The organism is Streptomyces aquilus, from assembly GCF_003955715.1.
Classification (GTDB): domain Bacteria; phylum Actinomycetota; class Actinomycetes; order Streptomycetales; family Streptomycetaceae; genus Streptomyces; species Streptomyces aquilus.
Genome location: NZ_CP034463.1, coordinates 9,332,674 through 9,351,854, shown reverse-complemented (window position 1 = coordinate 9,351,854; position 19,181 = coordinate 9,332,674). Strand labels below are relative to the sequence as shown.

Sequence of the window (19,181 nt, the reverse complement as noted above, 5' to 3'; positions counted from 1 at the left end):
GGCTCGTCACTTCTAGAAGTTGCCGCGCTTCGCCTGCTCCCGCTCGATCGCCTCGAACAGCGCCTGGAAGTTGCCCTTGCCGAAGCCCAGCGAGCCGTGGCGCTCGATGAACTCGAAGAAGACGGTGGGCCGGTCACCGATCGGCTTGGTGAAGATCTGTAGCAGGTAGCCGTCCTCGTCGCGGTCGACGAGGATGCCGCGCGAGGCGAGTTCCTCGATCGGGACGCGGACGTTGCCGATGCGGGCGCGCAGCTCGGGGTCGGTGTAGTAGCTCTCCGGGGTGGCGAGGAACTCGATGCCCTTGGACCGCAGGACGTCGACGGTCCTGATGATGTCGTTGGTGGCGAGGGCGAGGTGCTGGGCGCCGGGGCTGCGGTAGAAGTCGAGGTACTCGTCGATCTGCGAACGCTTCTTGCCGACCGCCGGCTCGTTGAGCGGGAACTTCACGCGGTGGTTGCCGCTGGCGACGACCTTGCTCATCAGCGCCGAGTACTCGGTGGCGATGTCGTCGCCGATGAACTCGGCCATGTTGGTGAAGCCCATGACACGGTTGTAGAAGTCGACCCACTCGTCCATGTTGCCGAGCTCGACGTTGCCCACGACGTGGTCGAGGGCCTGGAAGACCCGCTTGGGCTCGCCCTCGGGCTTGACGTAGCCGGAGGTCCGGGCGACGTAGCCGGGCAGGTAGGGGCCGGTGTAGCGGGAGCGGTCCACCAGGGTGTGACGGGTCTCGCCGTAGGTGGCGATGGCGGCGATCCGGACCGTGCCGTGCTCGTCGGTGACGTCGTGCGGCTCCTCCAGGACGGTCGCGCCCTCCGCGCGGGCGTGCTTGATGCACCGGTCGACGTCCGGCACTTCGAGGGCGATGTCGATGACGCCGTCTCCGTGGCGGCGGTGGTGGTCGAGCAGCGGGCTGTCCGGGTCGACGCCGCCCTTGAGCACGAACCGGATCGCTCCGGAGCGGAGCACGAACGCGTGGTGGTCACGGTTGCCGGTCTCGGGGCCGGAGTAGGCGACCAGCTCCATGCCGAAGACCGTCTGGAAGTAGAGCGAGGCCTGCGTCGCGTTGCCGACGGACCAGACCACCGCGTCCCACCCGGTCACCGGGAACGGGTCACCCGCAGCGTCGTACTCGACGAGCCCGACGAGCTGCTTGAGCTGCTGCAGATCGAGTTCCGCGAGGCGCTCCTGGCTCGTGAGGGTCTGCTCGATGCTCATAGGTCATCCCTTTCGGTGTGCGTGTCACCAACGCGTGGCGGTAGAACACACCGGGACCCCTCGCCTGCACAAGAGTCGCCTCTCAGGCTGTTCAAGCTGCTCAGTTTGCCTCGTTCAGCGCGGCTTCCTATGGGCAATATGACCAGTCGAGAGGCAATGGTCGTGTCGTCGAACACCGTCAGGCCGTGCCGAGCGACGACAGCCGCGCGGCCGCCGTCTTCACCTCTGCGGCCACCGACTCGACGTCGAACTCGTGCATGGCCACCACTCCGACCGAGGCGCCCGCCGCGCCCGGCATCTCGAACCCCGCGGCGATCCCGGTGGCACCCTGCTGGAGCTGTCCCGAGGTGAGGCTGTAGCCCAGCTCCCGGGCCCGCACGATCTCCTCGGGCTCGTCCGGCAGCGGCGGCTGCGCCGCGAGGATGGCGACGCCGTTCGCCCCGCGCTCCAACGGATGCCGCACACCGATGCGGTAGCCCACCTGGACGGGGCCGTGCTGAACCGTCGGCTGCGCGCCCGCCACCGGGACGCACTCGCGCGCGCCGTGCGCCAGCGTCAGGAAGGCGGAGGCACCGGTGGCGTCGGCGAGTTCCTGGAGCACCGGTTGGGCCACCAGCACGAGCTGCTGCTGGAACCGCCCCGCCAGCGTGGCGGCGCCGGCCCCGAGCCGCACCCGCTTGCCCTGCCGCGAGACCAGCAGGTGCTCTTCCAGCGTCTGCACGATCCGGTACGCCACGGCCCGGTCGATCTCCAGCCGCGCCGCCAGGTCCGCCACCGTCAGGCCCTCGGCCGTCACAGAGATCAGGTCCAGCGCCCGAAGCCCACGGTCCAGCCCTTGCAGGGTGGCCATCAACACCTCCGAGAGAACGACACAGCCCCTTCGGGGGCCACGCCAAGCCAGGTCAAACGCATGGACGGCGTCCAGGTTCGGAGGCCGGACCTTGACTGACCTGTCACCCCGAACCTACCGTCGACGTGTCGCTACCATCGCACAAAAATGTGCGCTGAGCGCACAAGGAGATTCGTGCCGTACTACCACCAGGCGGGGGCGGTTCCGCCGAAACGCCACACCCAGCACCGGGACCCGGACGGGAACCTCTACTACGAGGAGCTGATGGGCGAGGAGGGCTTCTCCTCGGACTCCTCGCTGCTCTACCACCGGCACATCCCGTCGGCGGTGCGGGAGTACCGGGTGTGGGAGCTCGGCGACCAGAGCCTGGTCCCCAACCACCCCCTCGTCCCCCGCCATCTCTCCACGCACAAGCTCTTCGCGGACGGCGGGTCCGGCGTCGACGCGGTGACCGGCCGCAGGCTGCTGCTGGCCAACGAGGACGTACGGCTGGCGTACGTCGTGGCCGACACGGTCAGCCCGTACTACCGCAGCGCGATCGGCGACGAGTGTCTGTGCGTCGAGGACGGCCGCGCGCGCGTCGAGACGGTCTTCGGCGACCTGGAGGTCGGCGACGGCGACTATGTGATCGTCCCGCGGGCGACCACGTACCGGATCGTCCCGGACGGGACCGTGCGCGTCTACGCGATCGAGGCCACCTCGCACATCGGCCCCCCGCGGCGCTATCTGTCCCAGCACGGCCAGCTCCTGGAGCACGCGCCGTACTGCGAGCGGGACTTCCGCCTCCCGGTCGGGCCGCGGCTCGCCCAGGGCGAGAACGTCGAGGTGTACATCAAGCACCGCGGCCCTGGCGGGGTCGTGGGCACGGTCCACACACTGCCGAACCACCCCTTCGACGTCGTCGGCTGGGACGGCTGCCTGTACCCGTACGTGCTCAACATCCGTGACTTCGAGCCGATCACGGGCCGGGTCCACCAGCCGCCGCCGGCCCACCAGGTCTTCGCGGGCCACAACTTCGTGATCTGCAACTTCGTGCCGCGCAAGGTGGACTACCACCCGCTGGCCGTGCCGGTGCCGTACTACCACTCCAATGTCGACTCCGACGAGGTCATGTTCTACTGCGGCGGGGACTACGAGGCACGCAAGGGCTCCGGGATCGGACCGGGCTCGATCTCCCTGCACCCGGGCGGCCATCCGCACGGCCCCCAGCCGGGGGCCATGGAAAGGTCGATCGGAGCGGAGTTCTTCGACGAACTCGCCGTCATGGTCGACACGTTCCGTCCTCTCCAACTCGGTGAGGCCGCGCGCGCGACCGACGACGGGACGTACGCCTACTCCTGGGAGCAGAACCGATGAATCCGCGGATCCCGCCGGTGCTCGTCGGCCTGTTCGACGACGCGGCGGTCTTCCCGCCCGGCAGCCTGCCGATCGAGGAGGCCGTGCCCGCGCACGTGGCGCACCGTCGAGGCGCCCACGCGGGGCTGGTCGGCGCGTTCGTGCTCGCCGCCAAGGACATCGACCGGCTCGCCGAGCCGACCGCCGACCTGCCGCAGGGCTCGTTCGGCCTCTCGGTGACCGTCGGGCTGTCAGGTCTCCTGGACGCCCTCGCCGCGGCGCGCCGGATTCCGGCCGTGCGGCTGGTCGGTCTTGAGGTCGCCGTTCCGGACGGCGTCGCCGCCGACACGGTCGTACCCGCCTTGGCCGAGGCGATCGACGGCGACTCCGACCTCACCGTGTACGTCGAAGTGCCGCGCGACGACCGGCGTGAGGCGCTGCTCGCCGCGCTTGCCGGAACGCCGTATCTCGCCAAGTTCCGCACCGGAGGCGTCCGCGCCGAGCTCTACCCGGACGAGCGCGAACTCGCGGCGGCCGTCCTGGCGGCGACGCGGGCCGGGGTGGCGTTCAAGGCGACCGCCGGGCTGCACCACGCACTGCGCAACACCGATCCGGGGACCGGCTTCGAACAGCACGGCTTCCTCAACCTGCTGGTGGCCACCGACGCGGCCCTCAAGGGTGCCGAGGAGGCGGAGCTGGTCGCGCTGCTGGCCGACCGCGACGGGGACCGGGTCGCCCAGCGGGTGCGCGAACTGTCGCCCCAAGTCCGTGAAGCGTTCCGCTCGTTCGGCACGTGCTCCGTCGCCGAACCCGCCATCGAGTCGGCCGGTCTCGGCCTGCTGCCCGCCCCGACCGTCGCCGACCTGACCGAGGTGTCCGCATGACCAGCACCACCCAGCCGACCGTTCCGGCCGACTCCCTCTTCGGCCTGACCAACCTGCCCTACGGTGTCTACTCCACGCCCGGCCAGGAGCCACGCGTCGCGACCCGCTACGGCGATCACGTCATCGACCTGGCCGTCCTGCTGGGCGACGACGTCTTCGCCCGGCCGAGCCTCAACGCCTTCATGGCGCAGGGCCACGCCCGCTGGGTCGAGGTCCGTGCCGAGATCACCGAGCGTCTCCAGGGCCCGATCCCCGCCGGTGCCGTCCACGACCTGGGCGCCGTGGCCCTGCATCTGCCCTTCGAGGTCGCCGACTACGTCGACTTCTACGCCTCCGAGCACCACGCCTCGAACCTGGGCAGGCTGTTCCGGCCCGACAACCCGGACCCGCTGATGCCGAACTGGAAGCATCTGCCGGTGGGTTACCACGGCCGTGCGGCCTCGGTCGTCGTCTCGGGCACGGACGTCATCCGCCCCTCCGGGCAGCGCAAGGGCCCCCAGGACCCGGCACCGGTCTTCGGTCCCTCGACGCGCCTCGACATCGAGGCCGAGCTGGGTTTCGTCCTCGGGACCGGCAACGCCATGGGCGAGTCCATCGGCGCCGAGAACGCGGACCGGCACATCTTCGGGGTGGTGCTCTTCAACGACTGGTCCGCGCGCGACATCCAAGCCTGGGAGTACGTCCCGCTCGGCCCCAACCTGGGCAAGTCGTTCGCCTCCACCATCTCCCCGTGGGTGGTGCCGCTGCTCGCGCTGGACGCGGCCCGGGTCCCGACTCCGGTGCAGGAACCCGCCGTACTGCCGTATCTGCGCATGGAACAGCCGTGGGGTCTCGACGTGGACCTCGCCGTGGAGTGGAACGGCCAGGTCGTCTCCCGGCCGCCGTACGCCGCCATGTACTGGTCCCCCGCCCAGATGCTGGCCCACCAGACCGTCAACGGCGCCCCCTCCCGCACCGGTGACCTGTTCGCGTCCGGCACCGTCTCGGGCCCGGAGAAGGAGCAGCGCGGCGCCTTCATCGAACTGACCTGGGGCGGCAAGGAGCCGATCACGGTCAACGGGCAGAAGCGCACGTTCCTGGAGGACGGCGACGAGATCGTCCTGTCCGCCACGGCTCCGGGCGCCGACGGCACCCGGATCGGCTTCGGCGAGGCCCGCGGCCGGATCGTCAGCGCCAAGCCTCGGGAGGCATGACGAGCAGGACGGGGGCTTAGGCGGCCGGAGGCGGTTCACTGAACCTGGGCGATCACCAACTCCCGGGCGTCGTTGATGCATCAACCACGACGAACAGCGCCCGCACGGCCTCAGATCCTGGAAGCGCCGCCGCCCCTCCGCCAGCGTCCAGACGTAGTGACAGTTCACCAAGTCGACCAGTTCCCTAGTGATGCCGCGCACACCCCGCCTGAGCTGCGCCTCTGCCGTGTTAGCGTCCGGCCGTGATCCCTCCGGCACTGGATGTAACCGACACTCGTGACCCCCTCGGTCTGCTCGACCTGTTCGGCGCCCCGTTCGTCCAGGACCCGTATCCCTGGCTGGACCTCCTGCGGTCGGAGTCTCCCGTGCACCACGACCCCGGCACCGGGTTGTGGCTGGTCAGCCGCTACGCCGACGTGCGCCATGTGTTGATGCATCCGGACGTTTTCCTGCCGGACAACGCCCAGAACGCCGTTACCCCGCTGCCCGTCGCCGTGCTGCGCATTCTCGTCCGGGCCGGCTTCACGCTTCCTCCCGCGCTGGCCAACAACGGCTCCCCCAGCCATCCCGGACTGCGCCGCCTGGTCACCCGGTTCTTCAACGCCCATCGCGTCGCGACCGCTGTGCCGGTGATCGAGCGCATCGCCGACGAACTGCTCCAGCCGGTGGCCGCCACGCTCGACGCGACCGGCGAGGGCGACCTGTTCCCCTCGTTCGCCCAGACCCTCCCCTGCCGCGTGCTGATGGACCTCCTCGGCGTGCGCGGCATCGCCCCGGCCACCCTCATCCGCTGGAGCGACGCCTCGCTGGAGCTGTTCTGGGGCAGGCCCGCACTCGAACGGCAACGGGAGTTGGCCGGGCTCGTCGCGGACTTCCACCGGTGGCTCACCGAGACGGTGCGCGACGGTTCGGCACCCGCCGACTCGTTCATCGGCGCCCTGGCCCGCCATCGGCTGCCCGACGGCACGTTGCTGGACGTGGAGACCGCGGTCGGCATGTGCTTCTTCGTGTTCATCGCCGGCCAGTCCACGACCGGGCAGCTCATCGCCACCGTGCTGAGCCGGGCGCTGGCCGAGCCCGGCATGTGGCCCCGCGTGGCCGGGGAGGAGGGGCTGGCCGAGGCCTGGGTGGAAGAGGTCCTCAGACGTGAGCCGCCGGTGACCAGCTGGCGCAGGATCACCGCGCGGGCCACGGAGCTCTCCGGGGTACGACTGCCGGCGGGCGCCCCCCTGCTGCTGATGCTGATGGGCACCGGGTCCGACCCCGAGGTCTTCCCGGCCCCGGAACGGATGTGCCCGCACCGGGAGAACATCCGCCACCATCTGGCCTTCGGCGTCGGCCGCCACCGGTGCCCGGGGGCGTCCCTGGCGCGCACCGAGGCCGCCGTCGCGCTGCGCGCGGCGGCCCGCCGGCTGCCGCACATAGGGCAGGCCGCGGGGTCGTCGGAGAATCCCGTGCTGGGTCTGCTGTCCTTCCGCGCTCCGCTGCGGGTGGCAGTGGAGCAGCGGTAACGAGACACGTCCACCAAGTCGTGTGAACTCAGGCCCGCTTCAGAGCCCGTCCGCCAGCCGTCGGCGGTCCTCTTCGTCCCACGTCCTGGTGTCCCGCGGCTCGGTGTACGGCTCCGCGTCCGGTGGGAGTCCGCCGGCGACGGCGCGCTGCCGTGCCGTCTCCGCGTCGAACTCCAGGCCCAGCAGGACGGCCAGGTTGCTGATCCACAGCCAGATCAGGAACACGATGACGCCGGCCATGGTGCCGTACGTCTTGTTGTACGAGGCGAAGCCGGCGACGTACAACGCGAAGCCGGCGGACGCCACCAGCCAGATCAGCAGGGCCAGGACGCTGCCCGGGGTGATCCAGCGGAACCCCTTCACACGGGCGTTGGGCGTCGCCCAGTACAGGATCGCGATCATGATCGTGACCAGCAGGACGAGGACGGGCCATTTGGCGATCGCCCACACCGTCAGTGCCGTGTCCCCCAGTCCGAGTGCGGTCCCGGCCTGGCGGGCCAGGCCACCGGTGAAGACCACCATGAGCGCGCTGGCCACCGCCAGCACCATCAGGACGACGGTCACCCCGAGCCGCAGCGGCAGGACCTTCCACACCGGGCGCCCCTCCGGCATGTCGTAGACGGCGTTGGCGGCGCGGATGAAGGCGGCCACATAGCCGGATGCCGACCACACCGCCAGCACGAGGCCGACGATCGCCATGACCGAGCCGGTGCCGGCCCGGTCCTGCAACTGCTCGACGGCCCGGGTGATGATGTCGCGGGCCGAGCCCGGGGTGAGCTGCCTGAGGTTGTCCAGCACACTGTCGGTGGCCGACTTGCCCGCCACACCCAGCAGGGAGACGAGCACCAGCAGGGCCGGGAACAGCGACAGCACTCCGTAGTACGTCAAGGCCGCCGCGCGGTCGGCGAGTTCGTCGTCGCGGAACTCGCGCAGGCTGCCCTTCAGCGCCGCGCCCCACGCCCTGGCGGGCAGCTTCGCCGGTGTGTCCGGTTCCCGCTCCTCCACCTCGGGGGGCGGCCCGAACCGCTCCTCGTCCTCGCGCCCGCTCTTCCGCCGTCCGCTCATGGCCACCGGGTAACCACGACGCCGGGCGCCACACCGCGCCCGCCGGGTCGTATGCGCGCGGTGCCTCGGGGGTGTGGTTCACAGCAGGCCCAGGTCACGGGCGTGCAGTGCGGCCTGGGTGCGGTCGCGCAGGGCGAGGCGGGTGAGGATGCGGGAGATGTGGTTCTTGACGGTGCCCTCGCTGAGATACAGCTGGGCGGCGATCTCCCGGTTGGTCCGGCCGCGTGCCACCAGCCGCAGGATGTCGATCTCCCGTGGGCTGAGACCGGTGGCGACGGCGGACGGGCCGGCGGCGGGCGCGGGTGCGGGCAGGGCCGCGGCGAGCCGGCCGGCCACGGAGGCGTCGAGCTGGGTGATTCCCGCGTGCGCGAGGCGGATCGCGTGCGCGAGTTCCTCGGCCGGCAGGTCCTTGAGCAGATAGCCGCCGGCGCCGGCCCGCAGGGCCCGGACGACGTACTCCTCGTCGTCGAACGTCGTCAGCATCACGACCCGGCACTTCGGTGCCCGGTCGCGCAGCACGGCGACGGCCGCCACACCGTCCAGCTCGGGCATCCGTACGTCCATCAGCACGACGTCGGGCCGCAGCTCGACCGCCTTCGCCACCGCCTCCCGCCCGTTCACCGCCGTCCCCACGACCGTGATACCCGGCCGGATCGAGAGCAGTGCCGCGATGCCGTCGCGGATCAGCTGCTGGTCGTCCACCACCAGCACGCGGACCGTCGCCGGCTCCTGGCTCACCGCTCGTCCCCGCCCCGTGGCACGAGCACCGTGAGCCGTGTGCCGCGGCCCGGCGCGCTGTCGATGTCCACGCTGCCCGCCACCAGGTGCACCCGTTCCCGCATCCCGGTCAGGCCGAAGCCGGTCGTGGTCTCGGCCGGCGTGAAACCGCGGCCGTCGTCGGCCACCGTCAGCCGGGCCCCGTCCTCGGCGAGCCGCAGATCCACCGACACCTGGGACGCGCGCGCGTGGCGCAGCGCGTTGGTCAGCCCCTCCTGCGCGGCCCGGTGCAACGCGGTCAGCGCGGCCGTGCCGTAGCCGTCCTCCTCGCCCGTGACCGCCACGCTGACGCGCGGCCCCGCGCCGCCCTCCCGCGCCCATCCCGTGAGCGCGGTCGTCAGCGCCGGGCGGGCCGCCTCCTCGCGCAGCGCGCGCACCGACTGCCGCACGTCGCCCAGCGCCAGCTTCACCGACTGCCGGGCCTCGGTCATGGCCCGCCCGGCCGCGTGCGGGTCCAGCGCGGCGAACTCCGAGGCGATCTCCAACTGCACGGAGATCGCGGTGAGATGGTGGCCGAGACTGTCGTGGATGTCGCGGGCCAGCCGGTTGCGTTCGGTCGCGGCGGACAGCTCCGCGACGCGTGCCGCGTACTCCTGCACCTCGCGCCGGGCCCGTTGTTCGCCGACGGCGACGGCGGCCATCGAGATCGCCAGCACCAGGCCGACGGTGAGCATCAGCAGGTCGGAGACGTACTCCGTGTCGCGGTACCAGTCAGGGGTCGTCAGAAGGTGACCGGTGAGCGGTCCGGCCAGACACAGCGCGCCGAGCGCCAGCGCCGCCGTGCGGCCGAGCGCGAAGTAGGCGGTGAACGGCAGAAGCACGAACAGCGCCCGGGACAGCTCCGAGGCGTCCAGGACGACCACCGCACCCGTCAGCACGCACTGCGCGAGCAGCGGCGGCACCGGTGGCAGGCTCCTGCGGCGTCCGGCCGCCTCCACGGCGGCCAGGGCCGCGAGCGCGGCGACGAAGCCGGCCGTGCGCCAGGACAGCAGACCCGGGCCGTCGCCCAGATCCGCCGCCAGGTAGTAGAGACCGCCGAGGAGGACCGCGCCGTACAGCAGCGGTGACACCCACGGCACCGGCACGTACGCCGCCATGCACACCCCCCACCCCGATACCACCGCCCAGGCTAGGCCGGACGGGCGCGCACGGCGACAGCCCCGGCGGAACCGACCGCCGCGGGCGGCCGGACGGGGCCGATCGGCACCTGCCGAACGGCACCGCCCCGGCCGGCCGGACAGCGCCGAACGGCACCACGCCCGCCCCGAGCGTCGGTGACCGCCGGCCGCGGACCTCGCCGCCCGGCACCTGCCCCGACCCGCTCCCCGCTTCCTACGGTTTCTCCCTGACCCCCCATCCATCGACCCATCCATCGACGAAGACGAACCGGAGTCGGCCCTCATGTCCTCACCGTTCAGCCCCGCACCCGCCCCCGCCCGCCTGATCCGTCTCGGCGCCCTGTGCGGGACGCTCGCCGGTCTGCTCATCGCCCTGCCCGCGCTGGTCGAGGCGTTCACCGGCGAGAGCACCGCCACCAGCCTCCTCCTCGCGCTCGCCCCCGCCTTCGCGCTGCCCTTCCTCACCGCGCTCCACCAACGGCAGCGCACCGCCTCCGGCCGCTTCGGGGAGACCGCCTACGTCATCAACCTCATCGGCCTCGGCCTCTTCGGCGGGGCGGCGTTCGCCGCGAACGTCGTCCTGTTCCACCTCGACGACGACACCATCGACACGGAACTGACGGGCCCCACCCTCCCGACGCTCGCCGCCTGCGCGGCCGTCTTCGCCCTCGGCTGCGCCCTGTTCGGGGCGGCGACGATCCGCGCCCGCACCCTCCCGAGGGTTCCGGCCTGGGGATACGCCGTCGTACTGCCGTTGTTCGCCTTCGTGACCGCACTGCCCGACTCCGTACTCACCAGCGCCCTGCACATCGCGGTCGGCACCGTCCTGGTGTGGCTGTCGACGGCGTTGCGGCAGTCGCCGCCGACGGTCTCGCCGACCGAGGCGGGGCTCGAGGGTCACGGGGCAGATCAGCGGGCGACGCAATAGGCAGAAGGGCACGGGCAGCGGGGCCGTGTCGTACGGCTCGTCCTCAGCTGACGTCGCCCTCCGCCCGTTGGCGGTACACGCGGTCGTGTGCCTGGCAGAAGTACCAGAACCTCGTGCAGTCGTCGTCATCTCCCGGCTCGCCGTACAACCGGCAGGAACCGAGGGATGGGGCGCGGATCGCACCACAGCAGTCTTGGAGGGAGCACCCGGTCATGGGCCCAAGGGTGAAGCGCCGGAACCGGCGGGACGGTTCCGGCGCTTCGGGTTGTGGGGTCAGTTCAGGCCGGTCGACGCCTTGAGCAGCGTGGTCTGTGCGTCATCTCCTTCGAGGGAGTAGATCATCACTCCGGCCAGGCCCTTGTTCTTGATGTACTGCCGTTTGGCCGTCATCGACTTCGGGGTCTCGACGCCGAAGAACGTGCTCCCGTCGTACATCCAGGTGGACTTGGTGCGGCTGTCCCAGAAGATCGTCGAGTCGGTCAGCTTGTTCGCCGACTTGAGCTCCTTGTAGAAGGCGACGCCCGGCGCCTGCGAGTAGGGGTACGCGGCCGGGGAGCCGGTCGCCGACTGGTAGAGGCCGTGTGTGGCGCCGCTCGCCACCCCGCTCCAGCCTCGGGCGTAGAAGGGCACGCCGAGGGTGATCTTGCCGGCGGGGAAGCCCTTGCCGAGGTACGTCGTGACGGCGTCGTCCGCGGTCATGCCGGTGCCGTCCGCCGGGTCGGCCGTGGAACGGTACAGCGGGGCGTTGAAGTTGGTCGGTCCGGTGCCCTCCCAGGCGCCGTGCATGTCGTAGGTCATGAGGTTGCCGAGATCCAGATACGACGCGATCTTGCCGATCTCGATCTTGCTCATCTTCTTCGGGCCGGCCGGCAGCGCGGCGGTGAGCAGCTTGCCGGAGCCGAGCTGGGCGCGGAACTCGGCGAGCAGGGCGGTGAAGTTGGCCGTGTCCTGGTCGCTGTGGTGGTTGCCGGTGTGGCCGTCGGCGCTGGCCGGGAACTCCCAGTCGATGTCGATGCCGTCGAACACGCCCGCGGCGGCACCGTCGCCACCGGCGGGGTCGTCACCGAGCTTGGGCAGGTTGCCCTTGATGAACATGTCGACGCAGGACTTCACGAACTTCTTGCGGGAGGCGTCGGTGGCGGCGGCGTCGGAGAAGTACTTCGAGTACGTCCAGCCACCGATCGAGACCAGCACCTTGAGGTTCGGGTGCTTCGCCTTGAGCTTCTTGATCTGGTTGAAGTTGCCCTTCAGTGAGTTGCCCCACGAGTCGGCGACGCCGTCGACGCTCTCCTCGGCGGTGAAGCTCTTCTGGTAGTCCGCCCAGGCGTCGCCCGCTCCGTCGTTGGCGGTCCCGTTGCTCTCGTCGCTCGAACCGGCCTTGTTCGCCGCCATGCAGGTCAGGTTGACCGGGTCGATGTTCTGGAAGGCGTAGTTGAGCTTGGTGAGTTTGGCGGCGGTGCCGTTCTGGTCCAGCGTCTTGAGGGTGTAGTTGTTGGCGTAGATCGACCAGGAGTTGAAGTACGCCACCCGCTCGCCGGGTACGCCGCCTTCGGCGCCGGACTCGTTCCACTTGAGGTCCTCGACGGCGCTGTCGCCGGGCTGCGGGACATGCCAGGCGTCGACACCCTTGCTGGTGCTGTTGAACAGCAGGAAGTCGGAGACCTTGTCGACGTCGAGGTCGGAGAAGGCGCCGACGGAACCGGCGAAGGCGTCTCCGGAGCGGACGGTGCCGAGCGACTGCCAGCCGGAGGCGTCGGCCGCGGCGGCCGTACGGACCAGCTGCGTCGACATCGACGACGTGGAACTCCAGGAGCCGTCGCCGGTGTTCTTCCACGCGAGCACGTCGCCGGTCATGTACTGCACGACGACGGTGTCGGCGAGGCCGTCGCCGGTGATGTCGGTGAAGTAGACCTGTCCGACCGGGCCTTCGGCCGGGTGCGTGAAGCCGGTGATCTCGCGCCAGTCGCCGGGCTTCGGGATGCCGTTCGCGGTGTTCCGCCAGGCGGTGACGAAGTTGTTCCGGTCCACCAGGAGGAGGTCGTCGTCCTTGTCGCCGTCGAGGTCGGCGAACTGCGGTGTGCCGACGCCGAGGTCGTTCGCGACGATGACCGGGGCGGCCCACTTGATGTCGGTGCTGGTGGACTCGTTGCGCCACACGCGCATGGCGGCGACGCCGGTGCCCGACTCGGACGCGGACAGGAAGTTGATCAGCTCGTCCCGGCCGTCGCGGTCGAGGTCGCCGAAGTAGGCGTCCTTGGGGGTGGCGAGGGCGGCGGCCGGGGCGGTGTCGCCCATCGGGAACCAGATCCGCTCCCCATCGTCCCCGCATCCGCCGTTCACCCAGGTGTAGAGGCGACCGTCGGAGCCGCTCGTGGTGCGGTCGCCGTCACCGTCGCCGTCGAGATCCGTGAACCTTGTCTGCGCGCTGTCCGCGTTGTCGACGATCTGGCCGAGCGAGGCCCACTCGCCCGCCGCGCCGTCTCCGGCCGGTTCACGGCAGGTACCGGTGGCCGAGGTGCCTTTGCGCAGCCAGTCCGGAAGGGCCCCCTCGACCTTGTTGAGGACGCTCTCGACGGCGTCGGCAGCGCCCGTGCCACCGAAGTAGGCCTCGGCGGTTCGGGCGAACAGGACGGCCTTCCGCTTGAACTCCTGGAACATGGCGAGTGCCTGCGCCGTGCTGGACCAGGTGACGATGAACATCGTCAAGCCCAGGCCGATGGACTTCGACAGGGTGTTCTTCCACTCCTCCGTGTCCTTCAGCTTGCCGTCGGCCCACTGGCTGAGGAAGCCGTTCATGAACTCGCCCATGAACGCACCGAACCCGACACACGCGGAGACCGGCCCGCCCGCCCGCTTGCAGAGGGATGTCATCCAGAGACCGAACAGGGCGGCGGACGACACGATGAGCGCGGCCTGCAACCACGACATGTCGACCTCGGCTTCGGGCGCCTTGACGGTGATGGTCGCGACCGTGCCCTCGACCGTCCACTCGTGTTCGAAGTCGAGGTACTTCAGATCGGGCAGGACATCGTGCAGCCGGCCCTCGGTCTTCTCCTCCAGGACTTCGCTGAGACTCTTGCCCGACTCGTCGATCGCGGTGAGCTCCTGGCGGAGATCGTCAGCCAGCTCCGCGTCCTCGAAGTCGACACTGACGACCTGGTCGCCAACCGTCGTCTGGGCCTGCGCCGACGGCGGGTTGACCAAACCGAACAACAGGGCAACGGCGGTGACGGCCGCTATGAGGGTCAGAACTCGACCGACACGAACATGTCTGTGCTTGTGGGGGGTGGCAGACGCATGCGCTGCCCCTCGATGCAGTAAATACATCGCCAAATCCTAGCCAGGGATGATCCCTTCCGTAGATGAATCCTCAACAACTTTTCGGATACGGCGAGTTCATCGAGAGAGTTCCGGGGCCGGGCGGCCGACGCGGGACCGTCCTCACCGCGCCCGTAGCCGTGCAGGCGTCAGGTGCGCAGCCGCGCTCCCGGACCCGGGTTGACCGTCACGTCCCGGGGCGTCAGCGCGCCGTGCTCCCCGCACGTGACGACGGCGCGGACCGGGCAGCCGCAGTCCGTGTGCCGCATGTCGAGGACCGGTCCTGCCGGGTCCGGGGTGTGTGTCTCGCCCCACTGGCGCAGGGCGACGAGCACCGGCCACAGGTCCCAGCCCTTCCGGGTCAGCCGGTACTCGTTGCGGGAGCGACTGCCGGGTTCGCGGTAGGGGACGGTCGTGAGGATGCCGGCCTCGGTCAGCTTGCGCAGCCGGTCACTGAGGACCGCCTCCGACAGGCCGATGTGTCTGCGGAAGTCGTCGAAGCGGCGCACGCCGTTGGCCGCGTCGCGCACGATCAGCAGCGTCCACTTCTCCCCCACCACGTCGAGGGTGCGCTGCACGGAACAGTTCTCGGTGCTGAATGCGAGCCAGTCCACCGGGCCATGATAGCCAGCTGGCTTCGTCATTGACAGTCAGCTGCGGGCACGGCTAGCTTCGCCGTACAGAGTCAGCCGGGAGGGCGCAGACGCATGGGACGCACACGTACATACACCTGGGACGACCCCATGGTCACGGCCGGTGCCGTGGGCCGCTCGTCCGGCCTGGACTTCCTGCGTGACGTCCTGGACGCGAAGCTTCCGGCGCCGCCGATCTCCGCCACCCTCGACTTCACGCTCGACGAGGTGTCCGAGGGTCGCGCGGTCTTCTCGCTCACCCCGGGCGAGGAGCACTACAACCCGATCGGCAGTGTGCACGGCGGCGTCTACGCCACCCTGCTCGACTCGGCGCTGGGCTGCGCCGTGCAGTCCACGCTGCCCGCGGGCATGGGCTACACCTCGCTCGACCTGAGCGTGAAGTTCCTCAAGCGGGTGTCGGTGGACACCGGCCCGGTGCGGGCCATCGGCACGATCGTGCACCGCGGCCGGCAGACGGCTCTCGCCGAGGCCACGCTGGTCGACACCGAGGACCGGGTGCTGGCGCACGCGACCAGTTCCTGCATGCTCTTCCCGCTGCCGCCGACGGCAGCCCCCTGAGCCGACCGCGCACTGCTCTGTTCGAGTGGTGCGGGCGGGCCCACGGTCGTAGCGTCGAAACCGGGACATCCGTCGGCCAGCGGCAGCGGGGATTCGGCCATGCAGCTACGCGCACTCACCACGACGGTCGCGCTCTTCGCCGTGGCCACCCTCGCCACCGCCGCGGGCACCTCGCCCGCGGCCCGGCCCGCACCGGCGGCCGTGACGCAGACCGTCCAGCCGCGCACCGAGCCGCCGGTCCTCGTCGACTGCCTGTGGCACCCGCAGGTGCGTCCGACGGACTTCATGCTCGCCTGCGGGGACGGCAACAGCCGCCTCGCCTCCCTGCACTGGACCCGCTGGGACGCGGGTAGGGCGCGGGCCGAGGGGGTGAACTGGGTCAACGACTGCAAGCCGTACTGCGCGGCCGGGCACTTCCACGCCTACCCGGTGACCGTACGACTGGACCGTACGCGCCCCTGGAAGAAGCAGCCCCAGGTGTCGCACTACTCCCGGATCACGCTGACGTACCCGGCCGCCCGGCCGGAGCAGTTCGGCCCGACCGTGTCCTATCCGCTCTGGGACTGAGCGGCGGCGACCTGCTCGCGCCGGGCGCCCGTGATCACCTCGGAGCGGCTGCCGCCGCGGTCCATGAAGCCGCCCATGAACGCCAGGCCCAGCCCGGCCACGCCCAGCGCCGCGCCGACCAGCGACGGTGACGCCCAGCCCCAGCCCGCCGAGATCGCGAGGCCGCCGAGCCAGGCGCCGCCCGCGTTGGCCAGGTTGAAGGCGGAGTGGTTGGAGGCCGCCGCCATGGTCGGGGCGTCCTTCGCCTTGGCCATCAGGAGCATCTGGACGGGCGTGGTGATGAGGGCGCCCATCGCGCCGATCAACGTGATCGTGATGAGGGCGGGCACGGTGCTGTGGACGGTGAAGTAGAACGCCACCAGCGCCGAGGACATCAGCGCGAGTCCCGCGTACAGCGTCGGGCGCAGGGCGCGGTCCGTGAGGGGGCCCGCGACGAGCGTGCCGAGGGTCATGCCGACGCCGTAGAGCGCGAGGACCAGCGTGGTCGAGGAGTCGGACAGGCCCGTGAGATGGGTGAGCATGGGCACGAGGTAGCTGTAGACGGCGAAGAATCCACCGAATCCCACGACGGCCGTGGCCAGGCCGATCGCCACCTGCCGGTTGCCCATGGCCCGCAGCTCGTGCCGGACGCCGGTCTGCGGGCCGCGCGGCTGGTGCGGGACGAAGAGGGACAGCGCCACCAGGGCGAGGACGCCGATGACGGCCACCGCGACGTAGGCGGCCCGCCAGCCCAGCTGCTGCCCGAGCGCCGTACCAGCCGGGACGCCCACGATGTTGGCGACGGTCAGCCCGAGGAACATCTTGGAGACCGCGCGGGCGGCCCGGTCGGGGGTGACCAGCCGGGACGCCACCACCGCGCCCACACCGAACAGCGCCCCGTGGGGCAGTCCGGCGAGGAAGCGCGCGGCGAAGAGCAGGCCGAAGCCGGGGGCGAGCGCGGACGCGACGTTGCCGACGACGAACAGCCCGGACAGGAGCAGCAGCAGCCTCTTGTGCGGGATGCGTGCGCCGATGCCCGTCAGCACGGGGGCACCGACGACGACACCCAGCGCGTAGGCGGAGACGATGTTGCCCGCCTGCGGCACGGACACGCCGATTCCGTCAGCGATCTGGGGCAGCAGCCCCATCGTGGCGAATTCCGTCGTACCGATGCCGAAAGCGACAACAGCCAGGGCCAGGAGAGCCAGTGGCATGGCGCAGGAGAACCTTTCGAAGGTGGTGCAGAAGTACGAGGGGGCGGGTCCGAGCCGTGTCGAAGCGGCTTCCCTCACCCGTCATCGTCGCCCGGCGCCCCCCAGGGCATGGTGAGCCCACAACCAGTGCAGCAGCGCGGCGGAGCAGGTCATTCCAAGATCCCGGCCCGCTTTGCATGACTCATGTCACACCCGTGGCGGCGCGGCTCGGCTCATGCGCCCTCCCGTGCCTCCGTGCGCCCGCGCTCCCGGCCGGTTTTCGACCGCCGATCGAGCATTCGTTCGGCGCGCTGGGTATGTGGCCCGGGTCGGCGCAAGCAGGTGCGGGAGGCACGCGCAGGGGGCTGAGACTGTGGCACGCCCGTCATGGACGTCCGATCCGGTCGAGGAACAGCGTCGTCGGAAAAGGGATGTGGTGCGCCGGCTGCGCGCCCAGGGCCGTTACGGGCCGCGGTTCCGCGATGTGCTGCCCTCGTTCACCGTGCTCGCGGTCCTGGTGTGCGCGGCCGTGGCCGGACTCGCCGCCGGTTTCCGGGCCGTCGGTGTCGTGGTCCCGGTCGTCGGCGTGCTGCTCACGGCGGTCGTCCTCACGGTCGGGATCAGGCGACGGCGCCCCGGTGCTCGACGTCGGCGCGGCCACTACACGCCGCAGGAACTGCTCGAACTCGACATTCAGGGGCTGGCCCTGGCCGTGGCACGGATGCTGCGCCGGGACCACTGGAAGGTGCGTCTGTTACCCGCGCCCGACCGGCCGCGGCTGTGCGCCCGGCACCAGGACGGGCGACGGCTCGACGTGGCCTTCCGGCCGGTGGCGGAGCCGTTGCCGGACGAGGCCCTGCCGCACCCCCGAACGCACGGGGAGGACCCGGACGCGTTCCTCCACGTCGTCGTGCACCGGGGCACGTTCCGGGCCCGTGACGTGCGGTGGGCCCGGCGCGAGGGGCGGACCGTCCTGCTGGACGGCCCGGCCCTGGCCCGCTGGGCGGACGGGGTGTCCCTCGACAGGCTGCTCGCCGGGGAACCCTGACCTGGAGGGGGTTCGCGGGATGTCGATGTGTCAGGGGGCGAGGACGCAGAACTCGTGGCCCTCCGGGTCGGTCAGGCAGGTCCACGCGACGTCGCCCTGGCCGACGTCGAGGTCGGCCGCGCCCAGGGCCCGCAGCCGGTCCACCTCCGCCGCCTTGTCGTCACCGGGGTACGGCAGCAGGTCGAGGTGGAGGCGGTCCGGCACGGTCTTGGCGTCGGGTGTGCGCAGGAACTCGAGATACGGGCCGCCGCCCTGGGCGGACCGCAACGACGCGTGGTCGTCGGCCACCTCGTGCACGGTCCAGTCCGTCGCCTCGCCCCAGAACCGGGCCATGGCCCGCGGGTCCGTACAGTCGACGACCACCGCGGCGACGGGCCCGGTGTCCCGGTAGATCTCGCGCGGCTCCAGCACACAGAACTCGTTGCCCTCGGGATCGGCGAGGACCGTCCACGGCACCTCGCCCTGTCCCACGTCGACGCGGGTCGCCCCGATGGACTCCAGGCGCGCGATCAGCTCGGTCCGGTGGTCGGCGGAGGTGGTGGCGAGGTCGAGGTGCACACGGTTCTTCACCGCCGTCTTGGGCTCCGGTACGGGCACGACGTCGATGCCGAGGACGACCGGGTCCGGCCAGACGAGGCCGCCGGGCGGTCCGACGTAGGTGGTGGCGCCGCCGCGGTACGCGGTCCAGCCGAGCGCCTCCGCCCAGAACCGGCCGACCGCCAAGGCGTCGAGGGCCTTCACGTTCACCATCACGGGTCGCAGCGCCATGCCGGTGATCCTATGGCGAGGCCGCCGTTCCAGAGAGGGGGACGCCTGTCGGAGCCGGGCCGCCCTTGACATCCGGCAGGGCAGGCGACGTACGTTGAACTCGCGAAACTCCGACGGGTGGAGGCCCTCGATGCACGTTCCTGGCGCGGCACCGCACGGTGTCTGCTCGGGTGCGTGGCTGATCATCCGGCGGCATGTCGACTACTGCCGCACCTCCT

Annotated in this window: 17 protein-coding genes; 8 read left to right on the top strand and 9 right to left on the bottom strand. The window is 70.9% G+C overall.

Going from position 1 to position 19,181, the window contains the following annotated elements; translation table 11 throughout:
- Positions 1-12 precede the first annotated feature (12 nt).
- Positions 13-1,218, bottom strand: coding sequence for a 4-hydroxyphenylpyruvate dioxygenase (hppD, locus tag EJC51_RS42815; protein WP_126276040.1), 1,206 nt, complete (start codon positions 1,216-1,218; stop codon positions 13-15).
- A 178-nt stretch (positions 1,219-1,396) separates the two neighbouring features.
- Complete coding sequence (locus tag EJC51_RS42810) at positions 1,397-2,068, bottom strand: IclR family transcriptional regulator (protein ID WP_126276039.1); 672 nt, start codon at positions 2,066-2,068, stop codon at positions 1,397-1,399.
- Between the two features lie 174 nt (positions 2,069-2,242).
- On the opposite strand from EJC51_RS42810, the gene EJC51_RS42805 reads away from it, so the two are divergent.
- From EJC51_RS42805 to EJC51_RS42790, 4 genes are all read left to right on the top strand, one after another.
- On the top strand, positions 2,243-3,424 hold the full coding sequence (locus EJC51_RS42805; RefSeq protein ID WP_126276038.1) for a homogentisate 1,2-dioxygenase: 1,182 nt from the start codon (positions 2,243-2,245) through the stop codon (positions 3,422-3,424).
- Positions 3,421-4,287, top strand: coding sequence for a hypothetical protein (locus EJC51_RS42800; RefSeq protein ID WP_126276037.1), 867 nt, complete (start codon positions 3,421-3,423; stop codon positions 4,285-4,287). Before EJC51_RS42805 ends, EJC51_RS42800 begins: the two co-directional genes overlap by 4 nt.
- Positions 4,284-5,480, top strand: coding sequence for a fumarylacetoacetase (gene fahA, locus EJC51_RS42795; RefSeq protein WP_126276036.1), 1,197 nt, complete (start codon positions 4,284-4,286; stop codon positions 5,478-5,480). The genes EJC51_RS42800 and fahA overlap by 4 nt, the downstream gene beginning before the upstream one ends.
- 242 nt (positions 5,481-5,722) lie before the next feature.
- Positions 5,723-6,991 carry a cytochrome P450 gene (locus tag EJC51_RS42790; protein WP_126276035.1) on the top strand — a complete coding sequence of 423 codons (1,269 nt, stop codon included), beginning with the start codon at positions 5,723-5,725 and terminating at the stop codon, positions 6,989-6,991.
- 39 nt (positions 6,992-7,030) lie between these two features.
- Here EJC51_RS42790 and EJC51_RS42785 read toward each other — a convergent pair whose 3' ends face one another.
- The 3 genes from EJC51_RS42785 to EJC51_RS42775 all read right to left on the bottom strand — a co-directional run bounded on the left by EJC51_RS42785 (position 7,031) and on the right by EJC51_RS42775 (position 9,930).
- Positions 7,031-8,056 (bottom strand): YihY/virulence factor BrkB family protein, encoded by a 1,026-nt coding sequence (locus EJC51_RS42785; protein WP_126276034.1) that lies wholly within the window; start codon positions 8,054-8,056, stop codon positions 7,031-7,033.
- 78 nt (positions 8,057-8,134) lie between these two features.
- Positions 8,135-8,794, bottom strand: coding sequence for a response regulator (locus EJC51_RS42780; RefSeq protein WP_126276033.1), 660 nt, complete (start codon positions 8,792-8,794; stop codon positions 8,135-8,137).
- A complete protein-coding gene (locus EJC51_RS42775) occupies positions 8,791-9,930 on the bottom strand; it encodes a sensor histidine kinase (protein WP_126276032.1) in 1,140 nt (379 codons plus the stop codon). The genes EJC51_RS42780 and EJC51_RS42775 overlap by 4 nt, the downstream gene beginning before the upstream one ends.
- Before the next feature lie 304 nt (positions 9,931-10,234).
- Here EJC51_RS42775 and EJC51_RS42770 point away from each other — a divergent pair, with 304 nt between their 5' ends.
- On the top strand, positions 10,235-10,879 hold the full coding sequence (locus EJC51_RS42770; protein WP_208870781.1) for a hypothetical protein: 645 nt from the start codon (positions 10,235-10,237) through the stop codon (positions 10,877-10,879).
- A 273-nt stretch (positions 10,880-11,152) separates the two neighbouring features.
- Here the strand turns inward: EJC51_RS42770 and EJC51_RS42765 are convergent, their stop codons facing one another.
- Positions 11,153-14,092 carry a glycoside hydrolase family 18 protein gene (locus EJC51_RS42765; protein WP_166682960.1) on the bottom strand — a complete coding sequence of 980 codons (2,940 nt, stop codon included), beginning with the start codon at positions 14,090-14,092 and terminating at the stop codon, positions 11,153-11,155.
- Positions 14,093-14,346: 254 nt separating this feature from the next.
- Complete coding sequence (locus EJC51_RS42760) at positions 14,347-14,811, bottom strand: winged helix-turn-helix transcriptional regulator (RefSeq protein WP_126276030.1); 465 nt, start codon at positions 14,809-14,811, stop codon at positions 14,347-14,349.
- Positions 14,812-14,904: 93 nt separating this feature from the next.
- On the opposite strand from EJC51_RS42760, the gene EJC51_RS42755 reads away from it, so the two are divergent.
- On the top strand, positions 14,905-15,408 hold the full coding sequence (locus EJC51_RS42755; protein ID WP_126276029.1) for a PaaI family thioesterase: 504 nt from the start codon (positions 14,905-14,907) through the stop codon (positions 15,406-15,408).
- Positions 15,409-15,507: 99 nt separating this feature from the next.
- Entirely contained in the window at positions 15,508-15,975 is a 468-nt protein-coding gene (locus EJC51_RS42750) for a hypothetical protein (protein WP_126276028.1), read from the top strand.
- Here EJC51_RS42750 and EJC51_RS42745 read toward each other — a convergent pair.
- A complete protein-coding gene (locus EJC51_RS42745; RefSeq protein WP_126276027.1) occupies positions 15,957-17,168 on the bottom strand; it encodes an MFS transporter in 1,212 nt (403 codons plus the stop codon). The genes EJC51_RS42750 and EJC51_RS42745 overlap by 19 nt on opposite strands.
- A gap of 352 nt (positions 17,169-17,520) precedes the next feature.
- Here EJC51_RS42745 and EJC51_RS42740 point away from each other — a divergent pair, with 352 nt between their 5' ends.
- The gene (locus EJC51_RS42740; RefSeq protein WP_126276026.1) at positions 17,521-18,195 is read left to right on the top strand and encodes a hypothetical protein; all 675 of its coding nucleotides are present in this window, start codon (positions 17,521-17,523) and stop codon (positions 18,193-18,195) included.
- 30 nt (positions 18,196-18,225) lie between these two features.
- On the opposite strand, the gene EJC51_RS42735 is transcribed toward EJC51_RS42740, so the two are convergent.
- The gene (locus EJC51_RS42735; RefSeq protein WP_126276025.1) at positions 18,226-18,963 is read right to left on the bottom strand and encodes a VOC family protein; all 738 of its coding nucleotides are present in this window, start codon (positions 18,961-18,963) and stop codon (positions 18,226-18,228) included.
- Between the last annotated feature and the right edge of the window lie 218 nt (positions 18,964-19,181).

Excerpts from the sequence above, each read along its gene's own strand:
- hppD (WP_126276040.1), bottom strand. The coding sequence starts at position 1,218 with ATGAGCATCGAGCAGACCCTCACGAGCCAGGAGCGCCTCGCGGAACTC.
- EJC51_RS42810 (WP_126276039.1), bottom strand. The coding sequence starts at position 2,068 with ATGGCCACCCTGCAAGGGCTGGACCGTGGGCTTCGGGCGCTGGACCTG.
- EJC51_RS42800 (WP_126276037.1), top strand. The coding sequence starts at position 3,421 with ATGAATCCGCGGATCCCGCCGGTGCTCGTCGGCCTGTTCGACGACGCG.
- fahA (WP_126276036.1), top strand. The coding sequence starts at position 4,284 with ATGACCAGCACCACCCAGCCGACCGTTCCGGCCGACTCCCTCTTCGGC.
- EJC51_RS42785 (WP_126276034.1), bottom strand. The coding sequence starts at position 8,056 with ATGAGCGGACGGCGGAAGAGCGGGCGCGAGGACGAGGAGCGGTTCGGG.
- EJC51_RS42775 (WP_126276032.1), bottom strand. The coding sequence starts at position 9,930 with ATGGCGGCGTACGTGCCGGTGCCGTGGGTGTCACCGCTGCTGTACGGC.
- EJC51_RS42770 (WP_208870781.1), top strand. The coding sequence starts at position 10,235 with ATGTCCTCACCGTTCAGCCCCGCACCCGCCCCCGCCCGCCTGATCCGT.
- EJC51_RS42755 (WP_126276029.1), top strand. The coding sequence starts at position 14,905 with ATGGGACGCACACGTACATACACCTGGGACGACCCCATGGTCACGGCC.
- EJC51_RS42750 (WP_126276028.1), top strand. The coding sequence starts at position 15,508 with ATGCAGCTACGCGCACTCACCACGACGGTCGCGCTCTTCGCCGTGGCC.
- EJC51_RS42745 (WP_126276027.1), bottom strand. The coding sequence starts at position 17,168 with ATGCCACTGGCTCTCCTGGCCCTGGCTGTTGTCGCTTTCGGCATCGGT.
- EJC51_RS42735 (WP_126276025.1), bottom strand. The coding sequence starts at position 18,963 with ATGGCGCTGCGACCCGTGATGGTGAACGTGAAGGCCCTCGACGCCTTG.